At 54.1% G+C, this 18,397-nt stretch carries 16 protein-coding genes; 12 read left to right on the top strand and 4 right to left on the bottom strand.

The features are described 5' to 3' along the window. The first annotated feature begins 258 nt into the window (after positions 1 to 258). Positions 259 to 3,744 (top strand): bifunctional proline dehydrogenase/L-glutamate gamma-semialdehyde dehydrogenase PutA, encoded by a 3,486-nt coding sequence (gene putA, locus AB8B75_RS10610; RefSeq protein WP_405362074.1) that lies wholly within the window; start codon positions 259 to 261, stop codon positions 3,742 to 3,744. Between the two features lie 377 nt (positions 3,745 to 4,121). Then, positions 4,122 to 4,682, top strand: coding sequence for a VPLPA-CTERM sorting domain-containing protein (locus AB8B75_RS10605; protein WP_405362072.1), 561 nt, complete (start codon positions 4,122 to 4,124; stop codon positions 4,680 to 4,682). Positions 4,683 to 5,362: 680 nt separating this feature from the next. Here AB8B75_RS10605 and AB8B75_RS10600 read toward each other — a convergent pair. Beyond that, the gene (locus AB8B75_RS10600) at positions 5,363 to 6,295 is read right to left on the bottom strand and encodes a ribokinase (protein ID WP_405362071.1); all 933 of its coding nucleotides are present in this window, start codon (positions 6,293 to 6,295) and stop codon (positions 5,363 to 5,365) included. A 144-nt stretch (positions 6,296 to 6,439) separates the two neighbouring features. Between AB8B75_RS10600 and AB8B75_RS10595 the strand changes: the two genes are divergently transcribed. Genes AB8B75_RS10595 through AB8B75_RS10560 form a run of 8 tightly spaced genes read left to right on the top strand, consistent with a single transcriptional unit; the run spans position 6,440 to position 13,585 of the window. Continuing rightward, entirely contained in the window at positions 6,440 to 7,504 is a 1,065-nt protein-coding gene (locus AB8B75_RS10595; protein WP_405362069.1) for a LacI family DNA-binding transcriptional regulator, read from the top strand. A gap of 1 nt (position 7,505) precedes the next feature. Then, complete coding sequence (locus tag AB8B75_RS10590; protein WP_405362067.1) at positions 7,506 to 8,438, top strand: substrate-binding domain-containing protein; 933 nt, start codon at positions 7,506 to 7,508, stop codon at positions 8,436 to 8,438. Next, positions 8,435 to 9,250 (top strand): ATP-binding cassette domain-containing protein, encoded by an 816-nt coding sequence (locus tag AB8B75_RS10585; RefSeq protein ID WP_405362066.1) that lies wholly within the window; start codon positions 8,435 to 8,437, stop codon positions 9,248 to 9,250. Before AB8B75_RS10590 ends, AB8B75_RS10585 begins: the two co-directional genes overlap by 4 nt. Next, positions 9,247 to 10,260, top strand: a complete 1,014-nt coding sequence (locus AB8B75_RS10580; protein ID WP_405362065.1) for an ABC transporter permease — start codon at positions 9,247 to 9,249, stop codon at positions 10,258 to 10,260. The genes AB8B75_RS10585 and AB8B75_RS10580 overlap by 4 nt, the downstream gene beginning before the upstream one ends. Before the next feature lie 2 nt (positions 10,261 to 10,262). Further along, entirely contained in the window at positions 10,263 to 11,108 is an 846-nt protein-coding gene (locus AB8B75_RS10575) for a BtpA/SgcQ family protein (RefSeq protein ID WP_405362063.1), read from the top strand. Continuing rightward, a complete protein-coding gene (locus AB8B75_RS10570; protein ID WP_405362061.1) occupies positions 11,105 to 11,755 on the top strand; it encodes a TenA family protein in 651 nt (216 codons plus the stop codon). The genes AB8B75_RS10575 and AB8B75_RS10570 overlap by 4 nt, the downstream gene beginning before the upstream one ends. After that, positions 11,748 to 12,812: a phosphotriesterase gene (locus AB8B75_RS10565; protein ID WP_405362059.1), complete on the top strand. Its 1,065-nt coding sequence runs from the start codon at positions 11,748 to 11,750 to the stop codon at positions 12,810 to 12,812. The genes AB8B75_RS10570 and AB8B75_RS10565 overlap by 8 nt, the downstream gene beginning before the upstream one ends. Continuing rightward, positions 12,812 to 13,585 (top strand): glutamine amidotransferase, encoded by a 774-nt coding sequence (locus AB8B75_RS10560; RefSeq protein ID WP_405362057.1) that lies wholly within the window; start codon positions 12,812 to 12,814, stop codon positions 13,583 to 13,585. The genes AB8B75_RS10565 and AB8B75_RS10560 overlap by 1 nt, the downstream gene beginning before the upstream one ends. A gap of 138 nt (positions 13,586 to 13,723) precedes the next feature. On the opposite strand, the gene AB8B75_RS10555 is transcribed toward AB8B75_RS10560, so the two are convergent. Together AB8B75_RS10555 and AB8B75_RS10550 are read right to left on the bottom strand one after the other, a co-directional pair. Next, positions 13,724 to 14,203 (bottom strand): protein tyrosine phosphatase family protein, encoded by a 480-nt coding sequence (locus tag AB8B75_RS10555; RefSeq protein ID WP_405362055.1) that lies wholly within the window; start codon positions 14,201 to 14,203, stop codon positions 13,724 to 13,726. A gap of 15 nt (positions 14,204 to 14,218) precedes the next feature. Continuing rightward, positions 14,219 to 14,473 carry a DUF1272 domain-containing protein gene (locus AB8B75_RS10550; RefSeq protein WP_405362053.1) on the bottom strand — a complete coding sequence of 85 codons (255 nt, stop codon included), beginning with the start codon at positions 14,471 to 14,473 and terminating at the stop codon, positions 14,219 to 14,221. 61 nt (positions 14,474 to 14,534) lie between these two features. Between AB8B75_RS10550 and AB8B75_RS10545 the strand changes: the two genes are divergently transcribed. Continuing rightward, the gene (locus tag AB8B75_RS10545; RefSeq protein ID WP_405362052.1) at positions 14,535 to 15,551 is read left to right on the top strand and encodes a GlxA family transcriptional regulator; all 1,017 of its coding nucleotides are present in this window, start codon (positions 14,535 to 14,537) and stop codon (positions 15,549 to 15,551) included. Between the two features lie 748 nt (positions 15,552 to 16,299). Here AB8B75_RS10545 and AB8B75_RS10540 read toward each other — a convergent pair. Then, positions 16,300 to 17,226 carry a LysR family transcriptional regulator gene (locus AB8B75_RS10540; RefSeq protein WP_405362051.1) on the bottom strand — a complete coding sequence of 309 codons (927 nt, stop codon included), beginning with the start codon at positions 17,224 to 17,226 and terminating at the stop codon, positions 16,300 to 16,302. A 99-nt stretch (positions 17,227 to 17,325) separates the two neighbouring features. On the opposite strand from AB8B75_RS10540, the gene AB8B75_RS10535 reads away from it, so the two are divergent. Continuing rightward, positions 17,326 to 18,312 carry a sterol desaturase family protein gene (locus AB8B75_RS10535; protein ID WP_405362050.1) on the top strand — a complete coding sequence of 329 codons (987 nt, stop codon included), beginning with the start codon at positions 17,326 to 17,328 and terminating at the stop codon, positions 18,310 to 18,312. Positions 18,313 to 18,397: the final 85 nt, after the last annotated feature.

Here is an 18,397-nt window from a genome sequence, read left to right as displayed (position 1 = left end):
GGAGAGATTCCACGCCTGCAGGTGTGAGCACAATTTGCCTGTTATCTTCTTTGGCCGCTATCGATCGTGCGTGAATAGAAATCTGCCCTAGAGAAATCAAGTTATGTAGAAATCGCTTCGCCTTCGATAACTGCAAAATATTGGAATAATGTCTTGTATACCGACAATTAAAAGTCGAATTTCCGGCAAATTTGAGAAACGAAGTTAAATCGACTGCACCTTTCATGTTATCCAAAGTGAGTATGAACGGAGCCCCAAATGAGCCAGCTAGCCAACATTAGAACACGCATCAGACAATTGCATTTGGCAGATGAAACCGAAGTCTTGAAATCGCTCGTTGAAGCGCATGGGCCGGATTCGAAGAAGCGCAAACAGGCAAGCCTGACAGCAGCACAGCTCATTCAGGACATTCGTGACAGTGGTACGCCGGGTCTGATGGAAGTGTTTCTTGCTGAATATGGTTTGTCGAGCGATGAAGGGGTCGCCTTGATGTGTCTCGCCGAAGCCCTCTTGCGGGTTCCGGATTCAGACACCATCGATGAGTTGATAGAAGATAAAATCGCCCCTTCGGCTTGGGGGCAACATCTCGGACAATCCAGTTCATCCCTGGTGAACGCCTCTACATGGGCGCTGATGTTGACCGGCAAGGTGCTGCAGGATCCGGGCGCGGGAGGTCTGGCCAATACACTGCGGTCCGCGGTCAAACGCCTTGGGGAGCCGGTAATTCGCACCGCGGTCAAACGCGCGATGAAGGAGATGGGGCATCAGTTTGTGCTGGGTGAGACGATTTCTGATGCCATCAACCGCGGCAAGGGTATGGAGCAAAAAGGGTTTACCTATTCCTATGACATGTTAGGCGAGGCAGCTCTAACGGCCAGGGACGCAGATGCTTTCTTTACCTCCTATGCGGATGCCATTACGCAACTTGGTCGCCACGCAAAACATGCCGATCCTCGTGAGAACCCTGGCATCTCGATCAAGCTGTCTGCCCTGCACCCCCGCTATGAGGTGAGTCAAAAAGAGCGCGTCATGGAGGAACTGGTTCCGCGTGTTGTCCAATTGACGCTGATGGCAAAAACAGCAGCATTGGGTCTCAACATTGATGCCGAAGAAGCGGACCGTCTCGATCTGTCTCTGGACGTGATCGAAGCGGTGTTGCGCGACACACGGTTTGCTGGATGGGACGGCTTTGGCGTTGTCGTCCAGGCCTACGGGAAGCGCGCGCCTGCGGTCATTGACTGGCTCTACCAACTGGCTCAAGAGCTGGATCGCAAGATCATGGTGCGCCTGGTGAAAGGCGCTTACTGGGACACGGAAATCAAGCTTGCACAGGTTGAAGGCCTGCCTGATTTTCCGGTTTTCACACATAAATCTGCAACAGATGCTTCCTATATCTGCTCTGCTCAACAACTGCTGGACCACTCGGACAGGATTTACCCGCAATTCGCGACGCATAACGCCCACACCGTCTGCGCCATCCTTCAAATGGCCAACAACGCCCAAACTTTCGAGTTTCAACGGTTGCATGGGATGGGAGAGACCCTGCATCAAATCGTTCTAGACCGGGAAAACACCAAATGCCGGATCTACGCACCGGTTGGAGCGCACAGTGATCTATTGGCTTATCTGGTCCGCAGGCTTTTGGAGAACGGTGCGAATTCATCCTTTGTGAACCAGATAGTGGACGATGAGGTTGATCCTTCTGAAATTGCGGCAGATCCCTTTTGGGTCACAGAAGGTGATGCTGCATTTCCTCGGTCAGGGGCGACAAAACCCGAAGCCCTTTATCAGCCTGAGCGCACTAATTCTCAAGGCTGGGACCTGCGCAATGTTGATCACCTGGCCGCTTTCGAAACGGCCCGCGATGCGTTCAAATCACATGAATGGACGGTGACGCCAATGATCGTTGGTTTAAAAGATCCAGCAAAGTCGAGCGTAGTGTTCAGCCCAAACGCGCAGAATGAAAAAATCGGTACCGTTGCTCTGGCCGGGTTGGCGGAGGCGGAATTGGCGCTCAGTCATGCGACACCCTGGGGAGTTTCGCCACAGGAACGTCAAATTGTTTTGAACAAGGCGGCCGATCTATTCGAACAAAACGCAGGCGAGATATTTGCCGCCCTCTGTCGCGAGGCGGGCAAGACGTCCGTGGACGCCATTGCAGAAATTCGTGAAGCCGTTGATTTCCTGCGTTACTACGGAGCTGAAGCCGTGCGTTTGGGGGACTTTGAGGCGCGTGGAATCGTTTCTTGCATTTCGCCGTGGAATTTCCCGCTGGCAATCTTTTCCGGCCAGATCTCGGCCGCTTTGGCCGCCGGTAACGGTGTAATTGCGAAACCGGCGGACCCGACACCGATTGTCGCGTCGATCGGTGTTCGGTTGATGCATGAGGCCGGAGTTCCCGAGACAGCCTTGCAACTTGTACCAGGCACAGGTGCCGTGATTGGACACAAAATCACCACTGACCCGCGCGTAAGCGGGATTTGTTTCACGGGCTCAACCGGTGTTGCGCAGACGATCTATCGTGCTGCCGCATCTACCTTGGAGCCGGATTCTACATTCATTGCCGAAACCGGTGGACTAAATGCGATGATCGTCGATTCAACAGCTCTCCCAGAACAGGCTGTGCGCGATATCGTCGACTCTGCGTTTCGGTCCTGCGGACAACGCTGTTCCGCTTTGCGGATGCTTTATCTTCAAAAGGACATCGAAGACGACTTTATGAAGATGCTCTATGGTGCGATGAATGAATTGGAGGTCTCTCATCCTTGGCGTATGTCCTCGGATGTTGGGCCGGTGATTACACATGACGCGCGACAAGGGATCCTCGATCACATCGACGCCGCGCGCCAAAAGGGTAAGCTGCTCAAACAACTTGATGTTCCAAAAGACGGTATATTTGTCGGCCCGGCGGTAATCGAAGTGGACGGCATCGGTGCGCTGGAAAAAGAAATCTTTGGACCAGTTCTGCATGTCTGCACTTTTCAGTCTGATCAGATTGATGCGATCGTCGAAGACATCAATGCCAGCGGATACGGTCTGACATTTGGCTTGCACACCCGGATTGATGACCGGGTGGAAAGCATTACGAGCCGTTTGAAAGTTGGCAATCTCTATGTGAACCGCAACCAGATTGGGGCGGTCGTCGGGTCGCAACCCTTTGGTGGAGAGGGCATGTCCGGCACAGGCCCCAAAGCAGGTGGCCCGCACTATGTCAAACGATTCAAACGGTTTACGCGCCCCGAACATCAGTCCGCGCATGGTCCGCAGGCGGATATTCCACAGGTCCAGGCCATGCTAAGTTCTGTTCGTGCGAATACTCACGAGCCGCTGGAAACCATCAACATGCCCGGTCCAACCGGTGAATCAAACCGTTGGTCGCTCTATGCCAAGGGGACGATCCTGTGCCTTGGTCCAACACAAGAAGATGTAGAAGCGCAGATGGGGATTGCGCAGCAAATGGGATGCGTCGCAGTCGGAGTGGCTCCAACTGCGAGGGGGCCAAATACCCTTGCCGGTTTTTTACCACGATCAGCGTTGGACAGCTTGCAGGGTTTTGCAGCTGTGGTCCTCTGGTCCGAGGCGGATGATCTGCGTCTCGCCAGAGAGGCTTTGGCACGCCGCGACGGAGCGCTACTTCCACTGATTGCCACAAGCGAAATGAAAGATCTTTGTGTTCATGAACGTCACCTCTGCATCGACACAACCGCCGCAGGTGGCAATGCTGCGCTTCTGGCCATGCAATAAAGCATTCAAGGCCGGGTCAGCTACGCGGCCTTGCAGTGCGAAAGATGGTTTGTGCTTTTGGCGGGTCGCTGACGTTTACTTGCGCAGTGCACTTTGCGCCAGTTTTAGGTCATTAATCTATTCGCCGCGGCCCCGGCTTACGCAAAAGTAGTTGATTTATGCAGTGTCGTTGCAGTCGATAACAACTTGGTACTTTGGTGAGTGTATTTGAGAAAGCGACACGCTTCAGGCTAAAATAGTTGGTCCAAAATGCGCACACGATATGTCTGCTCAGATTATTTGCTGTCTCTAAATGTGGATAGGCCAGTCTCAAGCTGGGAGATTGACAGGCCAGTCGCGGGTTGCCACATTTATTTTTTAATTTGGGGTATATTTGGATGAATAGATTGCTGATGGCAGCTGTAGCGGCGCTCTTTTTCTTGGCAAATGCCGCGAGTGCTCTGACATACAATTGGTCGTTCGATGCTGTTGATGGAACAAGCGAAGGCATTGTTGCAGGCACGATCTCCGGTTTGCAAATTGGGTCCAATGATGGGTCTGGTCTTACCATTGAAATACTCCAGTCAACCAACGTGGACGTTCCGGTCCTTGGCGGGGGGTGGGTATTTGATGATACGTCCTTGGGCGGAGACGCTTTCACAGTTGAAACAGACAAATCCGTGTCTTTTGCAGACGCCTTGTTTCGGCGAACAAGTCCTGTATCACCAATTCCAAATGACGAATTAGCCTTTGGTGGTTACGGCGGTTACTTCCCGCTTCTATTTTCAGAGTTTTCCAACGACGGACCTGTTGGTAATACGGTCAATGTCGGCTTTCCAGGGAAAACCGCGTTTGAGCTTTCGACCGTTCCCCTCCCGGCAGGCCTCCCGCTTTTTCTAAGCGGATTTGCTGGGTTTGCCGGACTGCGGATGTTGAGAAGAAAGGCCACGCGGGTCTGAATCTCCAAGACGACAATTGGTGTGACGCGATTTCCAAACCCGAGTTGCAATCTGATACGAGAAGTCCCGACAAAATTGCGCCGAAAGTATTTTGAAAACAATGATCCTCCTCTATTTTTATGCTGGATTGAGTCAGCGCAGTGCTGTCACGTCGATGATCGAGAGCGATGTGGCAGTGATCGTAAGCGAGGCGCCCAAGTTGCGAAGGTCGGCAAGGGGCGAAATCACCAAAACTTGTGACTTAAATCTCCCATGTGAAGCACACGCTGGTAGCAAGTCCGCCAGTGATGCTGCCGAGCCGAGAAAAATTCAATTGGCGTGTGAATGTTCCCGCCGATAAGGCGAAGGAAAACACAACGATGGCGAGCCCGAGGAAAGGGTTGACCACCTCGTCAAAGGGGAGCGCAGGCACCAATGTGCTTTCTCTTCGGGCGTTGCTTTGTCGTGAATTCCTACGCAAAACTCGACGCCGTTGGTAAAGGGTGAAGCGGCGGAATGGTACAGGCACCCGAGCCTCGTCAGGCATATGCCGCTCGCCAATTGTGTGATCAACAATTCGCCGCTCAAATTAAGCGCTCATTTCCCGGAATAGGTTTGAGATCCAGTGCTGCCAATCGGGTCTGATGCGCTGACAAACCCTGGTCTCTCTTTTGGCCAAAACCAGCCTTGTATTTTATCGTTCACACCGCGTCGGAGTTTTGCACCAAGCTCTCAATGACCTTTTTATTTGGAAACGCTTGCGATGCCCCCAGCGCACCGATGGTCTGACCTGCAGCTTTTGTCGCGTGAATGATGGCCGCTTCATCAATCCTGTTCCCGCGCCGAAGAGAGGATCCTACTGCTACACCTTCGAAGCAATCTCCTGCACCCGTCACGTCAACAATCTCGGCTTTAATTGCCGGAACATGGATCACCTCGCTTTTGCAGGCCAGCAATGACCCTTCCGAGCCAAGCGTCAGAACGATCTGTCGAGGCCCGGCGCGCAAAAGCGCCGCCAAGGCTTCTTGCCTTGACAGCCCGGTCAGTGAAAAGGCTTCTGACTCGTTGACAAAGAGAGCATCGGTCAAGTTCAGAAGATCGTGAAATGCTGTGTCGAACGGCGATGGGTTCAAAACCAAGAACGCATCACGCCGTCGCGCTTCTTGGCAAACCGTTGCCGTCACGTCCGTTCTGAGGTTGCCCTGAAGCAAAACCGCGTCTCCCGCGCGGCAGTGTTCCAGCAAGGACATACACTCGTTGGCGCTGATACTGCGGGCGCATGCGTTGGTCGTGACGATGACATTATCGCCATGCTCTTGGGCAAAAACGATAGAACGGTCGGACGGAATATCCTTACGTTCGAAAAGTTCGGTTTCAAGTGGTTCACAAGATAGGGCCTTGGTGATTTCGCGCCCATACCAATCAGAGCCGACTGCAGACAAAAGCGTTGTCGGCATTCCTGTTCGAGCCAGCGCGATTGCTTGGTTCGCGCCCTTTCCACCAAGGCCCATGCTTGCCGTCGTGCCAAGGACTGACTCTCCCGCGACCGGCAAATCACGGACTTGGAACACTTCGTCAACAGCAGCGTTTCCAAAGACGAATGCGCGACGCAAATTCTCTTCCTTCGCACTCATTTACTGATTTTGACCACAAGGAGCGCATAGAAAATATGCATCAGGCGGAACTTGGATCATTGATATGCCACCTCGCTTGACCATCCTTGTAATGCGGTTTAGTAAATCGGTTTATCTAATTGCGGATCGATTGGAAAGAGGCGAATGCCGGCGAGCTTGAAAGATGTTGCAAAAGAGGCGGGCTTGTCTCCAACAGCCGTGTCGCGCCATCTGAACGGCTCACTGGAACTGCCCGAAAAAACACGGGATCGCATCGAAAGGGCTGTGCGCCATCTTGGCTACCGCCCCAACCCGCATGCGCGGCGCCTCAGTCTTGGTCGGTCCGACACGATAACATTGATTCTGCCAGATATCGCAAATCCATTTTTTGCCTTGCTGGCCTCTGCCGTAGAACATGCGGCTTCTGCCCGCGGCAAAATCGTTCAGTTGCACGCAACTTCCAACCAAGAAGCGCGCGAAATTGCCGTCCTCGAAATGGCTTCGGACGATCGGTCGGATGGTGTCGTCTTTTGTACAAACAGAAGGCCTGGCACTGCCGTAGCGGAGGCGCTTTCGGCGTTGCCCAAGACAATCATCTTGGATGAGGCCGTTCCTGGTGCTGGCGCGCCGCAGTTGTTCGCCGATAATGAGCAGGGTGGGTACCTTGCTGGGCGCCATCTTTCCGACTGGAAACATCGCAAGGTCGCCTACCTTGGTGGAGATCCGGCACTTATGTCCACGAAACTGCGCGCCGAAGGACTGGAACGCGGTCTTAAGGAAGGCAGTGCTGGGGAAACCATCAATGTGCGGGTTCTTTCCGGTCTCCACGACATGCTATCCGGCCGTGCGCTGGCTGCTGAGTTGCTTGACACGAATGGTGAGGAGACGGCCATATTCGTGGGCTCAGACGAGCTAGCAATCGGAGTTATCGAGACGCTGCGCGAAAGGGGCGTGCGGATCCCGCAGGATATGTCTCTCGTAAGCTTTGATGGGGCTCGGGCACTTCACCTTTACGATCCGCCAATTACCGCAGTGCACCAACCGGCAAAACAACTGGGCGAGCGTGCAGTCGAGTTGTTGCTTGATGGAAACTGGGACAATCGCGCTGCGCTGGCCCAGGTCGAATACTTGCCAGTCCAGCTGATCGAGAGAGCGTCGGTCGCGGCGCCGAACACAAAAAGAAAAGCAAAAAAAGACAAAGCTATCCAAACCAACAAAGGAGAACGATGACATGACAACAGGGATGAAGGGCGCGCTTTTGGCCGCCACAACCACATTGGGCCTGATGGCCAGCAACGCAAGTGCCGAAACCTTCGCACTTGTGCAGATCAACCAGCAGGCGCTCTTTTTCAACCAAATGAACGCAGGTGCTACAACTGCTGCCGAGGCGGGCGGCAATGAACTGGTCATTTTCAATGCCAACAATGACCCTGCCGCGCAAAACAGCGCTGTTGAAACCTATATCGCACAGGGTGTCGATGGCATCGTTGTGGTCGCAATAGACGTTAACGGTATTATGCCGGCAGTTCAGCAGGCAGTGGAGGCCGGCATTCCTGTTGTGGCTGTTGACGCGGTGTTGCCCGAAGGTCCGCAAGCCGCGCAGGTTGGCGTTAATAATGCGGAAGCTGGCGGCATGATTGGCGACTATTTTGTAGACTACGTTGCTTCAGACATGGATGGTTCGGCCACGGTGGGTATCGTGGGCGCTCTGAATTCGTCGATCCAGAACATCCGCCAAGACGGGTTTGAGGCCAGTATCGAGGGTGTTGATGGGATCACAGTGGCCGGTGTCGTCGACGGCCAGAACGTGCAGGACATCGCCTTGTCAGCAGCCGAGAACCTTATGACTGCGAACCCAAGCTTGAATGCAATCTACGCCACGGGCGAGCCCGCGTTGTTGGGTGCCATCGCTGCGGTTGAAAGCCAGGGGCGGACCGGTGACGTAAAGGTGTTTGGTTGGGATCTTACGGCGCAGGCCATACGCGGCATCGATCAGGGCTACGTCGAAGCCGTCATCCAGCAAGATCCAGCGCAGATGGGGGCCACTGCGGTCAGCATTCTTGCTGATCTGGCGGGAGGCGGTAGCACGGAGGCGACCGTTTCCGTACCGGTCACCATTGTCACAACCGAAAACGTCGATGATTTCCGGAGCATCTTCGAATGAAAACAGGTCAATCGCAGACGATCGCGATTGACCAACTGGGGGGCAATATGCCCTCCGGTTCAGCTTCAGTAAAAAACAGAGTTCCGCGTATCTCTTTGCGCGGTATACGTAAAACATTCGGATCGATCGAGGCGCTGCGTGGTGTTGACTTGGATGTCTATCCCGGGGAGTGCGTTGGTCTGATCGGCGACAATGCTGCTGGAAAGTCGACACTGACCAAGATCATTTCAGGCACCTATGTGCCGGATGCAGGAACCATCACGGTCGACGGCGAGGAGGTGCAGTTCTCCAACCCTTCGGACGCCCGTATCCGGAATATTGAAATGGTATTTCAGGATCTCAGTCTTTGCGACCATATCGACGTGATGGGGAACCTTTTTCTTGGCCGCGAGATGTCGCGCTGGTCATTCCTGGATCGCCGCAGCATGCATACTCAAGCACGCAAGATGCTTGACGATCTCGACATCCGCATCCCGCGCCTGAATGCCAAAGTCGAACAGCTTTCCGGCGGTCAGCGACAGGCCATCGCCATTGCGCGTGCGGCTTCCTTCGAGCCGCGCGTGCTGATTATGGACGAGCCGACATCGGCTCTGGCCGTTGCCGAAGTCGAAGCCGTCCTGCGCCTTATCAACGAGGTCAAGTCCCGAGGGGTTGCGGTTATCCTGATCACGCACCGCCTTCAGGATCTCTTCGAAGTATGCGACCGCATCGCGGTCATGTACGAGGGTACAAAGGTTGCAGAGCGCAGTATTGGCAAGACAAGCCTTGAGGATCTTGTAAAACTGATCGTGGGCAAAGGGGCCGAAATATGAGCCTGCAGTACACTGAGCGCGGTCAGGGTTCGGCCATCGCCGACTTCTTGTCAGAACATGCGCAGGTCTTGTCAATTGCAGGCTTCTTTTTGCTCTGCGTGGTGTTTTTCTCGGCCACGACGAATGCCTTTCTGACCTCGGTCAATCTCCTCAATATCTTGCGACAGGCTGCGCCCATCCTCATTGTGGCTGTCGCCATGACCTATGTGATCATTACCGCGGGCATCGATCTTTCGGTAGGCTCGCAAGTAGCATTGATCAACGCTGTTGCCGCCATTCTTCTGTCCGTTGGTTGGCTACCTTGGCCGCTTGTGGTTGTCGGCATGCTGATACTGGGCGGAGTAATTGGCCTCGTACAGGGGTGGTTCGTGGCCTACCAGGGCATTCCAGCTTTCATCGTGACACTTGCGGGGCTGTCAATCTTACGCGGCCTGGCCCTCTATCTCACCCAAGGCTACTCGATTCCGATACCTGACCTTCCCGGTTTTCTCGCACTTGGCCGAGGACAGGTGTCTGGCATTCCCATGCCGGTGATCATCTCGGTCAGCATTGCGATACTAGGCGCCGTCGTACTCTCACGCACCGTTTATGGCAGGCGCGTGGTCGCCGTCGGTTCCAATACCGAAGCCGCGCGCCGCGCCGGTATGCCTGCGCGCGGTACAATCGCCTCTGTCTATGTGTTGACGGGTGTCGCCAGCGCAGTCGCAGGTCTGCTCATTGCGGCGCGCTTAGGCTCGGGTTCTTCCAATGCGGCCGTTGGGTTCGAGTTGCAGGTGATTGCTGCGGTCGTGCTCGGAGGTACGTCACTCTTTGGCGGGCGCGGCTCAATCCTTGGGACCATCCTTGGCGCCCTGACCATCGCGGTGATCGGCAATGGTTTGATCTTGATGCACATCTCGCCCTTTTTCACGCAGATCGTCACCGGGACGATCATTTTGATGGCGATCTGGCTTAACACGCGTATCTTCACGGCGAACTTCCGCATCGGTGGCGGACGACGGAAAGGCTGACGATGACGCAGATATCCAATAGATCTACCAACGCCATCGAGGAAATATTTGGCCGAAAGAAGGCCCTGATCGGCATGATCCATTGCCCGGCGTTTCCTGGTTCTCCACGCTACCAAGGTGCATCGCGCAATGACATCATCTCTTTCTGCCTACAAGATGCGGAACGGTTGATCGAGGGCGGGATGCACGGGCTGCTGGTTGAAAATCACGGCGATATCCCGTTTTCGAAACCCGAGGATATCGGCCATGAAACCGCAGCTTTCATGGCGGTTGTGGCTGATCGCATTTCGCGCGAATTCGACGTTCCGCTCGGGATCAATGTTCTGGCCAACGCACCGATCCCGGCCTTCGCCGTCGCGGCGGCTTCGGGTGCGTCCTACATCCGGGTGAACCAGTGGGCGAATGCCTATGTCGCAAATGAAGGGTTCATGGAGGGCCGCGCCGCCGAAGCCTTGAGGTATCGTTCCCGTCTGCGGGCCGAAGGCATTCGGGTGTTTGCAGACAGCCACGTCAAACATGGAAGCCATGCGATTGTTGCCGACAGAACTGTCACAGAATTGACCCGAGACTTGGCTTTCTTTGACGCCGACGCGGTAATTGCGACCGGTCAACGCACCGGTGACAGCGCCGCACTCGACGAGATCGAGACAGTACGTGACGCCACTCATTTGCCGGTTCTTGTAGGTTCGGGCGTTACACCCGAAAACGTAGGTGCTATCCTTGAAACAGTGGACGCCGCGATCGTCGCGTCATCGCTCAAGGAAGGTGGCGTCTGGTGGAATCCGGTTGAGGCAAAACGGGTTTCTGCACTGATGGCTGCGGCACGACCGGTGCTTGATCCAACATGACTGCATTGTCGGATCTGATCTTGGAAGACAACGCTGAGGTGCTTCAGCGCATGCTTGATCACCCTTTTGTCCGTGGGATCAGCGACGGTACGTTGCCTAAGCCTGCCTACCATCGGTATCTTATCTATGAGCGTGACTTTGTCGAAACCGCCATTTCGATATTCGCCTATGCCACGGCACGGGCGCCCGATCTGAATGCCAAATCCTGGCTTATCGACGTGCAGCAATCACTTGCGCGGGACCAACTACCCTATTTCGACCAAAGTTTCAAAGAGTTGGCGGTCGCGACGGACTTTCCGAGGCCGCCTGCTGTCGACGCATTCGACGAAGGAATGCTGACAATCGCAGAGCAGGGCGATTTTTCCGAGATCGTTACAGCAATGTTTGCAGCTGAATGGATGTATTGGACGTGGTGCACCCATGCCGCGTCGACAAGTATTGCTGATCCCCATATCCGCCGTTGGGTAGATCTCCACGCCGAACCGGCTTTCAAGGCACAAGCGCTTTGGCTCAAGAATGCGATTGATCGCTATGCCTTACCTGAGCATCGCGCCCGTTTGAGCGCTCTATTTGGACATGTGACTGAGCTTGAAATCGCTTTTCATGACGCCCCATTGATCGCGGACGCGGAGGCTGCCAATGCATAAGCAACCTTCAAAATTCGTGTCCACGGTGCTCGGTCCTGTGCCACGCGATGCGCTTGGAGCAACGCTCATGCATGAGCATATTTTGAACGATTGCAGCTGTTGGTGGCGCGGCCGGGATCCCAATTTTTCATCTCCAGTTCGCGACCTCCCAGTGAGCGCGGAAATCCTGTCGCAACTGAAGAACGACCCCTTTGCCTGTCGCGACAACTGCGCGCTGAATGACGAAGCCCTCGCTGTTGCAGAGCTTTTGCAATTTGCCGGAACAGGCGGCACCACTGTGGTTGACCCAACCTGTCGTGGAATAGGACGCACGCCCGAAGCGCTGGTGCGTATCGCGCGGGCAACCGGGCTAAATGTCGTTATGGGCGCGGGCTATTACCTTCAGTCTTCTCATCCAGCAACACTTGCAGCCATGAGCGCGGATGACGTCGCTGAGGAACTGATCGCGGAACACCGCGAGGGCGTGGGCGCTGACGGTGTTTCCATCGGCCTCATTGGGGAAATAGGTGTCAGCGCAGAATTCACAGCCGACGAACGCAAGAGCCTGCGCGGAGCTGCAATCGCAGCCGTTGAGACCGGTTTGCCCCTGATGGTCCACCTGCCCGGATGGGAACGTCTGGCGCATGATGTTCTCGACACGGTGGCAGCGGAAAGCCAGCCGTTGGATCGGGTCATCCTGTGTCATATGAACCCGTCGTGGGATGACGGAGATTACCAAAGAGCGCTCGCAGACCGCGGGGCGTATCTTGAATATGACATGATCGGAATGGACTACTGGTACGATGACCAGCAAGTCCAATGCCCCTCAGACGAGGATTGCGCAGGCGCCATCGCGCGTCTTTGCCGTGATGGCTATTTGGACAGGCTGTTGTTGTCGCAGGACGTTTTTCTAAAAATGATGCTGACGCCTTTTGGCGGAAACGGCTATGCCCATGTCCAGCGCCACTTTCTGCCCCGGCTCTTGCGACATGGTCTGACGGAAAACGATGTCAGCCAGCTCATGGTTGCCAACCCTGCCGCCGCTCTTTGCGCTTACATAACACCGGAGATCTCTTGATGACAAAACTGCTTCTCGTCGGCGAAAGCTGGGTCAGCTCTGCAAACCATTTCAAAGGATTTGACCAGTTTGGCAGCGTCACTTTCCACACCGGCGCAGACCGCTTTGTGCAAGGCATGGAGAAAGCCGGTATTGACGTGACCTACATGAAAGCGCACGAGGCCGCCGAAGCGTTCCCCTATGACATCAAGGACCTCGATGCTTACGATGTTCTGATGTTGTCGGATATTGGCTCGAACACGCTCCTTTTGCCGCCGGATGTCTGGCTGCGCGGGCAGCGCGTCCCGAACCGCCTGAAAACGATTGAGAGTTGGGTGCGTGGCGGTGGTGGTCTCATCATGATCGGCGGATACTTGACTTTCCAGGGCATAGACGGTCGCGGTCGCTGGCACAGAACGCCGGTTGAAGCGGCGTTGCCTGTCGACTGTCTGCCCTATGATGACCGCATTGAAATTCCTGAGGGTGCAATCCCAGAGGTTGCACATGCAAATCACCCGATTCTCGAAGGGGTGCCACCGGATTGGCCCTATCTGCTCGGTATCAACGAAATCATACCAAAACCTGGTGTCTCGGAGGTCCTATTGCGTTTGTCCGAAGAACAGGGCGGGCACCCACTGCTTGTCAGTGGCGCGCATGGCAAAGGACATACCTTGGCCTGGGCATCGGACATGAGCGAGCATTGGCTCCCCAAGCCATTTCTGGACTGGTCGGGTTACGACAAGCTGTTCGAGAACATGGTGCGTTGGGCAGCTGGAAAACCAAAAGCGATCTAGCCAACTGGCCGTGCCCCTCTGCCTTCGCGCGAACGGCAGGATTATTCGCAAGTCACCACTTTTTGCCACAGAGAAAGGCGTTTCTGACTGAGCTGCTGCGTCAGTATTAACTTGCCAGCCAATGTTGGTGGAGCGCGGTCAATAGTCCTCTCCGGCATAGCGATTTTGCTGCCCTTTAGCATCAGGGTTTTCAATGAACGCGGCCCAATCGTCGCCGGGCCGCCAGATGCTTTCCATATTAGCAAAGGCTGCGTCTTCGGATATGATGGCCCCGCTTTTGGCATACCGGTAGAAAAATGCGCTCACCCTTGCATTGTAAATGCAATGGACATGGATCTTGGCCGATGGGTTGCCTTCGATAGCCGCCTTGAAATCTTCAAAGTTTTGCTCGGTCGGGCTTTCGAACTCCACCGGTATGTAAACATAGGACATGCCAAGTGACGCGACCGTTCCAGGTTCATCTTCAAGCGCGCCTTTGTTGTGATGTGGGCCCAGGTTGACGACTTGGGTCACGCCAAGGGTTTGGATTTCGGCAAGCTGTTCTTCTGTTGGTTGCCCCGATGTTGTCAGGCGTGCGTTGATCCTGCGCCAGTTGAGGATGTGCGGCAAGTTGGTCATTTTGGTCTCCGGGGTTCAAGTAAGATGGTTTGCACAGGCCGAGTGATTTTTTGTAAAGCGTTCTGTTGAAGCAGGGAACTTGACTAATTTGTCTGCCGGCCGAGTGGGACGAGACACGAATCCGCCGCCGCAATTCGGGCAGGTATTGCCAAATCGTCTTTCTGCGCACTCAACGCAAAAGGTGCATTCGAAGGAGCAAATTTGGGCATCCTGCGCAGAGGCTGGCAGGTCTTTGTCGCAGCATTCGCAATTCGGTTTCAGAGTGAGCATTCGGTTTCTCCAGATCGCACAACGATAGACTACATCATTCGTTTCTGGCAGAAATGACAGTATGACTTCAAAAACTGCCAAAATTGTAAAACTGACTCGTGCCAAACGAAAGGTGGTCTTTGTTGTCTATCCCGACATTGTTCTCCTGGATCTGGTTGGACCACTGCAGGTATTCTCGCACGCGCCGGACCCCGCGACAGGGCTGGCTGGATACGATTGTATGGTTGTCTCACCTGAGGGAAATCTCACGGAAACAAACACGGTTGTTTCTATCCCAACCGTCTCCGTATCAAGAGTCATGGGTCAGCAGATCCACACCCTTGTCGTTGTGGGTGGAGATGGTGCAATAGCCGGTATGCATGACGAAAAGCTCGTTGGAGCAGTCTCGGCACTTGCCGTCGGAGCGCACCGAGTGTGTTCAGTGTGTTCAGGAGCATTGGTATTGGCCGCGACCGGATTGTTGAATGAACGCAGGGCTGTCACGCATTGGGACGACTGCAAGATGCTCGCAGAGGGATTTCCCCGTGTCCGTGTTGAATTGGATCCAATCTTCATTAAAGACGGACCCATCTGGACGTCGGCCGGGATCACTGCGGGCATCGACATGGCCTTGGCAATCGTTTCCGAAGATCTGGGAAGGACGTCAGCTTTACAGGTGGCGAAGTCCATGGTGGCGCAGATGATGCGCTCCGGGGGACAGTCCCAGTTCAGCCCGACCTTGGGACGGCAATTGCGAGATGGGGCAGGGCGTTTTGAAGCGCTGCATGACTGGGTCGCAGAAAACCTTCACTTGTCATTGCCCGTAGAGGAATTGGCCGCAAAAGCAGGCATGAGTGCGCGTAATTTTGCGCGTGTCTATGTGAAAGAAATGGGTACGACACCTGCAAAAGCCGTTGAAGCTCTGCGTGTTGAGAGAGCGCAGGACCTGTTAGGGACAACGGGTCGGAGCCTCAAGCAAATTGCTACCCAGTGCGGCTTCAAGGACGAAGACCGCATGCGACGGGCATTCTTGAGGGTATTGAGCGTGTCTCCATCAAGTTATCGGCAAAGCTTTTTTGATTCCAGGGTCAGTGGATGATCCCCTTTTTGCAGAAGCCGCTACAGTCTCCTGTTCAAGGCCAGAATGGTGTTACTGATCACATTGGCAAACTTCAGATTGGACCTGTCCATGGGATTTGGCACCTGAGCTCATGATGCGGTGGTTTGTGAAACAAATAGATCGATTTGATGTTGGACACTGGGATGAAATGGCCCATCGAATTCACATGACATAGTACCTTTACGCGTCGGAATAAGAAAACGGTCGCAAAGGCGCGCTGGTTCATGATGTTGGCAATCGACCATTTTAGGATCCTACTTAAATTGGTCCTTAGGATACCTCGTGGCTCAATCAAGTCTCGCACAGCACAGACAAAGCGGCTCACTTTCCAGTACGCTGGGGTTTTCCCCGCTTAGGGCAAGCGCTGCGGTTTAGCGCCTGTCATTTTAAGCGACACATAAGCTCGCACCTCGCAATCAATACTCACATTCAACAGCTTTTGTTCATGCGGATTCTCAGCCGGATCCAGCGAAACTCGAATCTGTTTGACCAATTTGCAGTTAACCAGACTTCGGCAAAGTCCGGACCGCAATACTACCAAAAAAATGGTAAGAACGGGCGCGACGAATAGCGCGTTGCGAACTTTCCCCAACAGGCGAGTTTTTTAAGGCGCTAAGCTTCGGCAGAGAAAACTGCTACACTGTCAAGATTGGGTGATAAACGATTTTACACGATCTGAGATAGAGAAGGTTTTTCGCAAAATACCTCAATCACCGCATCAAACGTATTAGCAATCCACAATACATCGCTCAGTACCGGCCTTCGAAAAATAGTTGCTACATGCTTCAACGAAGTTTTGGACGCTTCGCCGCGGGCGCGACTTGTCGTATCCGATTGCTAGGTTTAGTGGCGGTAGAATGTCCGAGATTGGACGTTCCACGACTTGCTCACCCGTGTAAGTTACGGGTGTCTTTGGGCGCATATTTAGGATCGCGCAGCCGCGCCCTGCCGCCACAAGGCATCGGACCATTTCTGTGGAATTTACATAGGCCACGGTGGGTGCTTGCCGGGTTTCAGATTGAAAAAGACCCTTATAGTAGGCAGCGACCAAAGGACGGTTTAGAACAATCAAAGGTTCCCGCGCAATCTGTGCCATCGACACTTCCGACAGCCGCGCCAAAGGGTGAGCCTCTGGTAGCAGGCAAAAGGGAGGCGCAGTGATCAGCGTGTCGAACTTGATGGACGGTCGTACATCCTCTGCTACAAAAAGAATGGCATCGAATTTGCCGTTGATCAGACCGTCCTGCGCCTGATCATTGTCGCATTCTTCCAATTCGAGCGTGACGGCAGTGTCACCCGGTAAAAAGTTATCAAGGATCTGTGGCAGGAAAGCGGGCGCAATTGGCGCATAATATCCGATCCGCAATGTCCCGCTCAAGGACTTCTTGAGATCAGCGCCTTCGGCAATCAAGGAGCGGTACTCTTCCAGCAAGCGTTCGCATTTTCGCGCCACTTCGCGACCGCTGGCGTTGGGCTGAATGCCGCGCGCCCGATGCCGGGTCACAAGTGTCAAATCGAATTCCGTTTCGACCTGATCAATGGCAGAGGATACAGCGGAAGCGGCAATGTTCAACGCCGACGCTGCCTTGGCGATGTTGCCGTGGCGTAGCGCTGTGGTGAAGTAGTCCATTGCTTTCAGGGTGAGTGCCATCATAACCTCTGCTTTTCAGATGATGTTGCTCCTTTAATACTGTTTTTCCAAAAAAGAAAACCATGCCAGGTTCGCGTATCACGCTCTTCAATGAGGTAAATCATGTCTGACACACCGCTCAAGGGCTGGAATCATATTCCAGATGTACCGTTACAGGTCTCTCCCTTTTTCCAATGGCCGCCGCGACCTGATCGAATGCTGGCCTGGGTCTGGAACTCATGGTTTTTCATCACCGAACGACTGATCATTGTTGGGATCGCATGCATTTCCTTTTATTGTTTTCAGCCTTCTTTGGAAGAAACGCAGACGCTCGCCTTCGGCTGGATTGCCGAGATGTTTGTGCGCAACGTAGTGCTGATGACGCTGGTAGCGGGTGGTTTGCACCTGTATTTCTACACCTTCACCAAACAGGGACAGGCGCTGAAGTATGACTCGCGTCCTCTGATGAAAAACGGGCGGCAATTCACTCTGGGTGGGCAAATACGTGACAATATCTTTTGGACCATCGCCAGCGGCGTGACCGTCTGGACGGCCTACGAGGTGCTGATGTTCTGGGCGCTGGCCAATGGGTATGCTCCAATGCTGACCTGGGCTGCTCACCCAATTTGGTTCGTAGCGCTCTTTTTGTTAATTCCCGTATGGGAAAGCTTCTATTTTTATTGGATCCACCGGTTCCTTCACATTCCATTCTTTTACAAACATGTGCATGCTCTGCATCACCGCAATGTTAACGTTGGCCCTTGGTCTGGCCTGGCGATGCACCCGGCCGAGCACCTGATCTTTTTGGGCTCGGTTTTGATTCATTTCGTCGTTGCTGCACACCCAATCCATATCCTTTTTCACCTGCAGTATTACGCCCTGACAGCAGCCACGACGCACACCGGGTTTGAAGGTATGGTCATCCAGGACAAAAACCGGATGAAGCTGGGCACCTTCCACCATCAAATGCACCACCGTTACTTTGAGTGTAACTACGGCTCGCTGGAGTTGCCTTGGGACAAGTGGTTTGGGTCGTTCCACGATGGCACCATCGTCTCCGACGCTAAGATCAAAGAGCGGCGTAAGAAATTCACGAATGGAACCCGCTAATTCCAATCACGCGAGGATCAGAGGCCTAATGGCGGGCAATGCCAATGCCTATCGTCATTTTGCCTGCCAACATTATCGATTATGC

The organism is Roseobacter sp. (assembly GCF_045106495.1).
GTDB lineage: Bacteria > Pseudomonadota > Alphaproteobacteria > Rhodobacterales > Rhodobacteraceae > Roseobacter.
This window is presented reverse-complemented; position numbering and strand designations above follow the sequence as displayed.

What these genes read in the sequence shown, in the direction of transcription:
- putA (WP_405362074.1), top strand. Translation starts at nt 259, where the DNA reads ATGAGCCAGCTAGCCAACATTAGAACACGCATCAGACAATTGCATTTG.
- AB8B75_RS10605 (WP_405362072.1), top strand. Translation starts at nt 4,122, where the DNA reads ATGAATAGATTGCTGATGGCAGCTGTAGCGGCGCTCTTTTTCTTGGCA.
- AB8B75_RS10600 (WP_405362071.1), bottom strand. Translation starts at nt 6,295, where the DNA reads ATGAGTGCGAAGGAAGAGAATTTGCGTCGCGCATTCGTCTTTGGAAAC.
- AB8B75_RS10595 (WP_405362069.1), top strand. Translation starts at nt 6,440, where the DNA reads ATGCCGGCGAGCTTGAAAGATGTTGCAAAAGAGGCGGGCTTGTCTCCA.
- AB8B75_RS10590 (WP_405362067.1), top strand. Translation starts at nt 7,506, where the DNA reads ATGACAACAGGGATGAAGGGCGCGCTTTTGGCCGCCACAACCACATTG.
- AB8B75_RS10585 (WP_405362066.1), top strand. Translation starts at nt 8,435, where the DNA reads ATGAAAACAGGTCAATCGCAGACGATCGCGATTGACCAACTGGGGGGC.
- AB8B75_RS10580 (WP_405362065.1), top strand. Translation starts at nt 9,247, where the DNA reads ATGAGCCTGCAGTACACTGAGCGCGGTCAGGGTTCGGCCATCGCCGAC.
- AB8B75_RS10575 (WP_405362063.1), top strand. Translation starts at nt 10,263, where the DNA reads ATGACGCAGATATCCAATAGATCTACCAACGCCATCGAGGAAATATTT.
- AB8B75_RS10570 (WP_405362061.1), top strand. Translation starts at nt 11,105, where the DNA reads ATGACTGCATTGTCGGATCTGATCTTGGAAGACAACGCTGAGGTGCTT.
- AB8B75_RS10565 (WP_405362059.1), top strand. Translation starts at nt 11,748, where the DNA reads ATGCATAAGCAACCTTCAAAATTCGTGTCCACGGTGCTCGGTCCTGTG.
- AB8B75_RS10560 (WP_405362057.1), top strand. Translation starts at nt 12,812, where the DNA reads ATGACAAAACTGCTTCTCGTCGGCGAAAGCTGGGTCAGCTCTGCAAAC.
- AB8B75_RS10555 (WP_405362055.1), bottom strand. Translation starts at nt 14,203, where the DNA reads ATGACCAACTTGCCGCACATCCTCAACTGGCGCAGGATCAACGCACGC.
- AB8B75_RS10550 (WP_405362053.1), bottom strand. Translation starts at nt 14,473, where the DNA reads ATGCTCACTCTGAAACCGAATTGCGAATGCTGCGACAAAGACCTGCCA.
- AB8B75_RS10545 (WP_405362052.1), top strand. Translation starts at nt 14,535, where the DNA reads ATGACTTCAAAAACTGCCAAAATTGTAAAACTGACTCGTGCCAAACGA.
- AB8B75_RS10540 (WP_405362051.1), bottom strand. Translation starts at nt 17,226, where the DNA reads ATGATGGCACTCACCCTGAAAGCAATGGACTACTTCACCACAGCGCTA.
- AB8B75_RS10535 (WP_405362050.1), top strand. Translation starts at nt 17,326, where the DNA reads ATGTCTGACACACCGCTCAAGGGCTGGAATCATATTCCAGATGTACCG.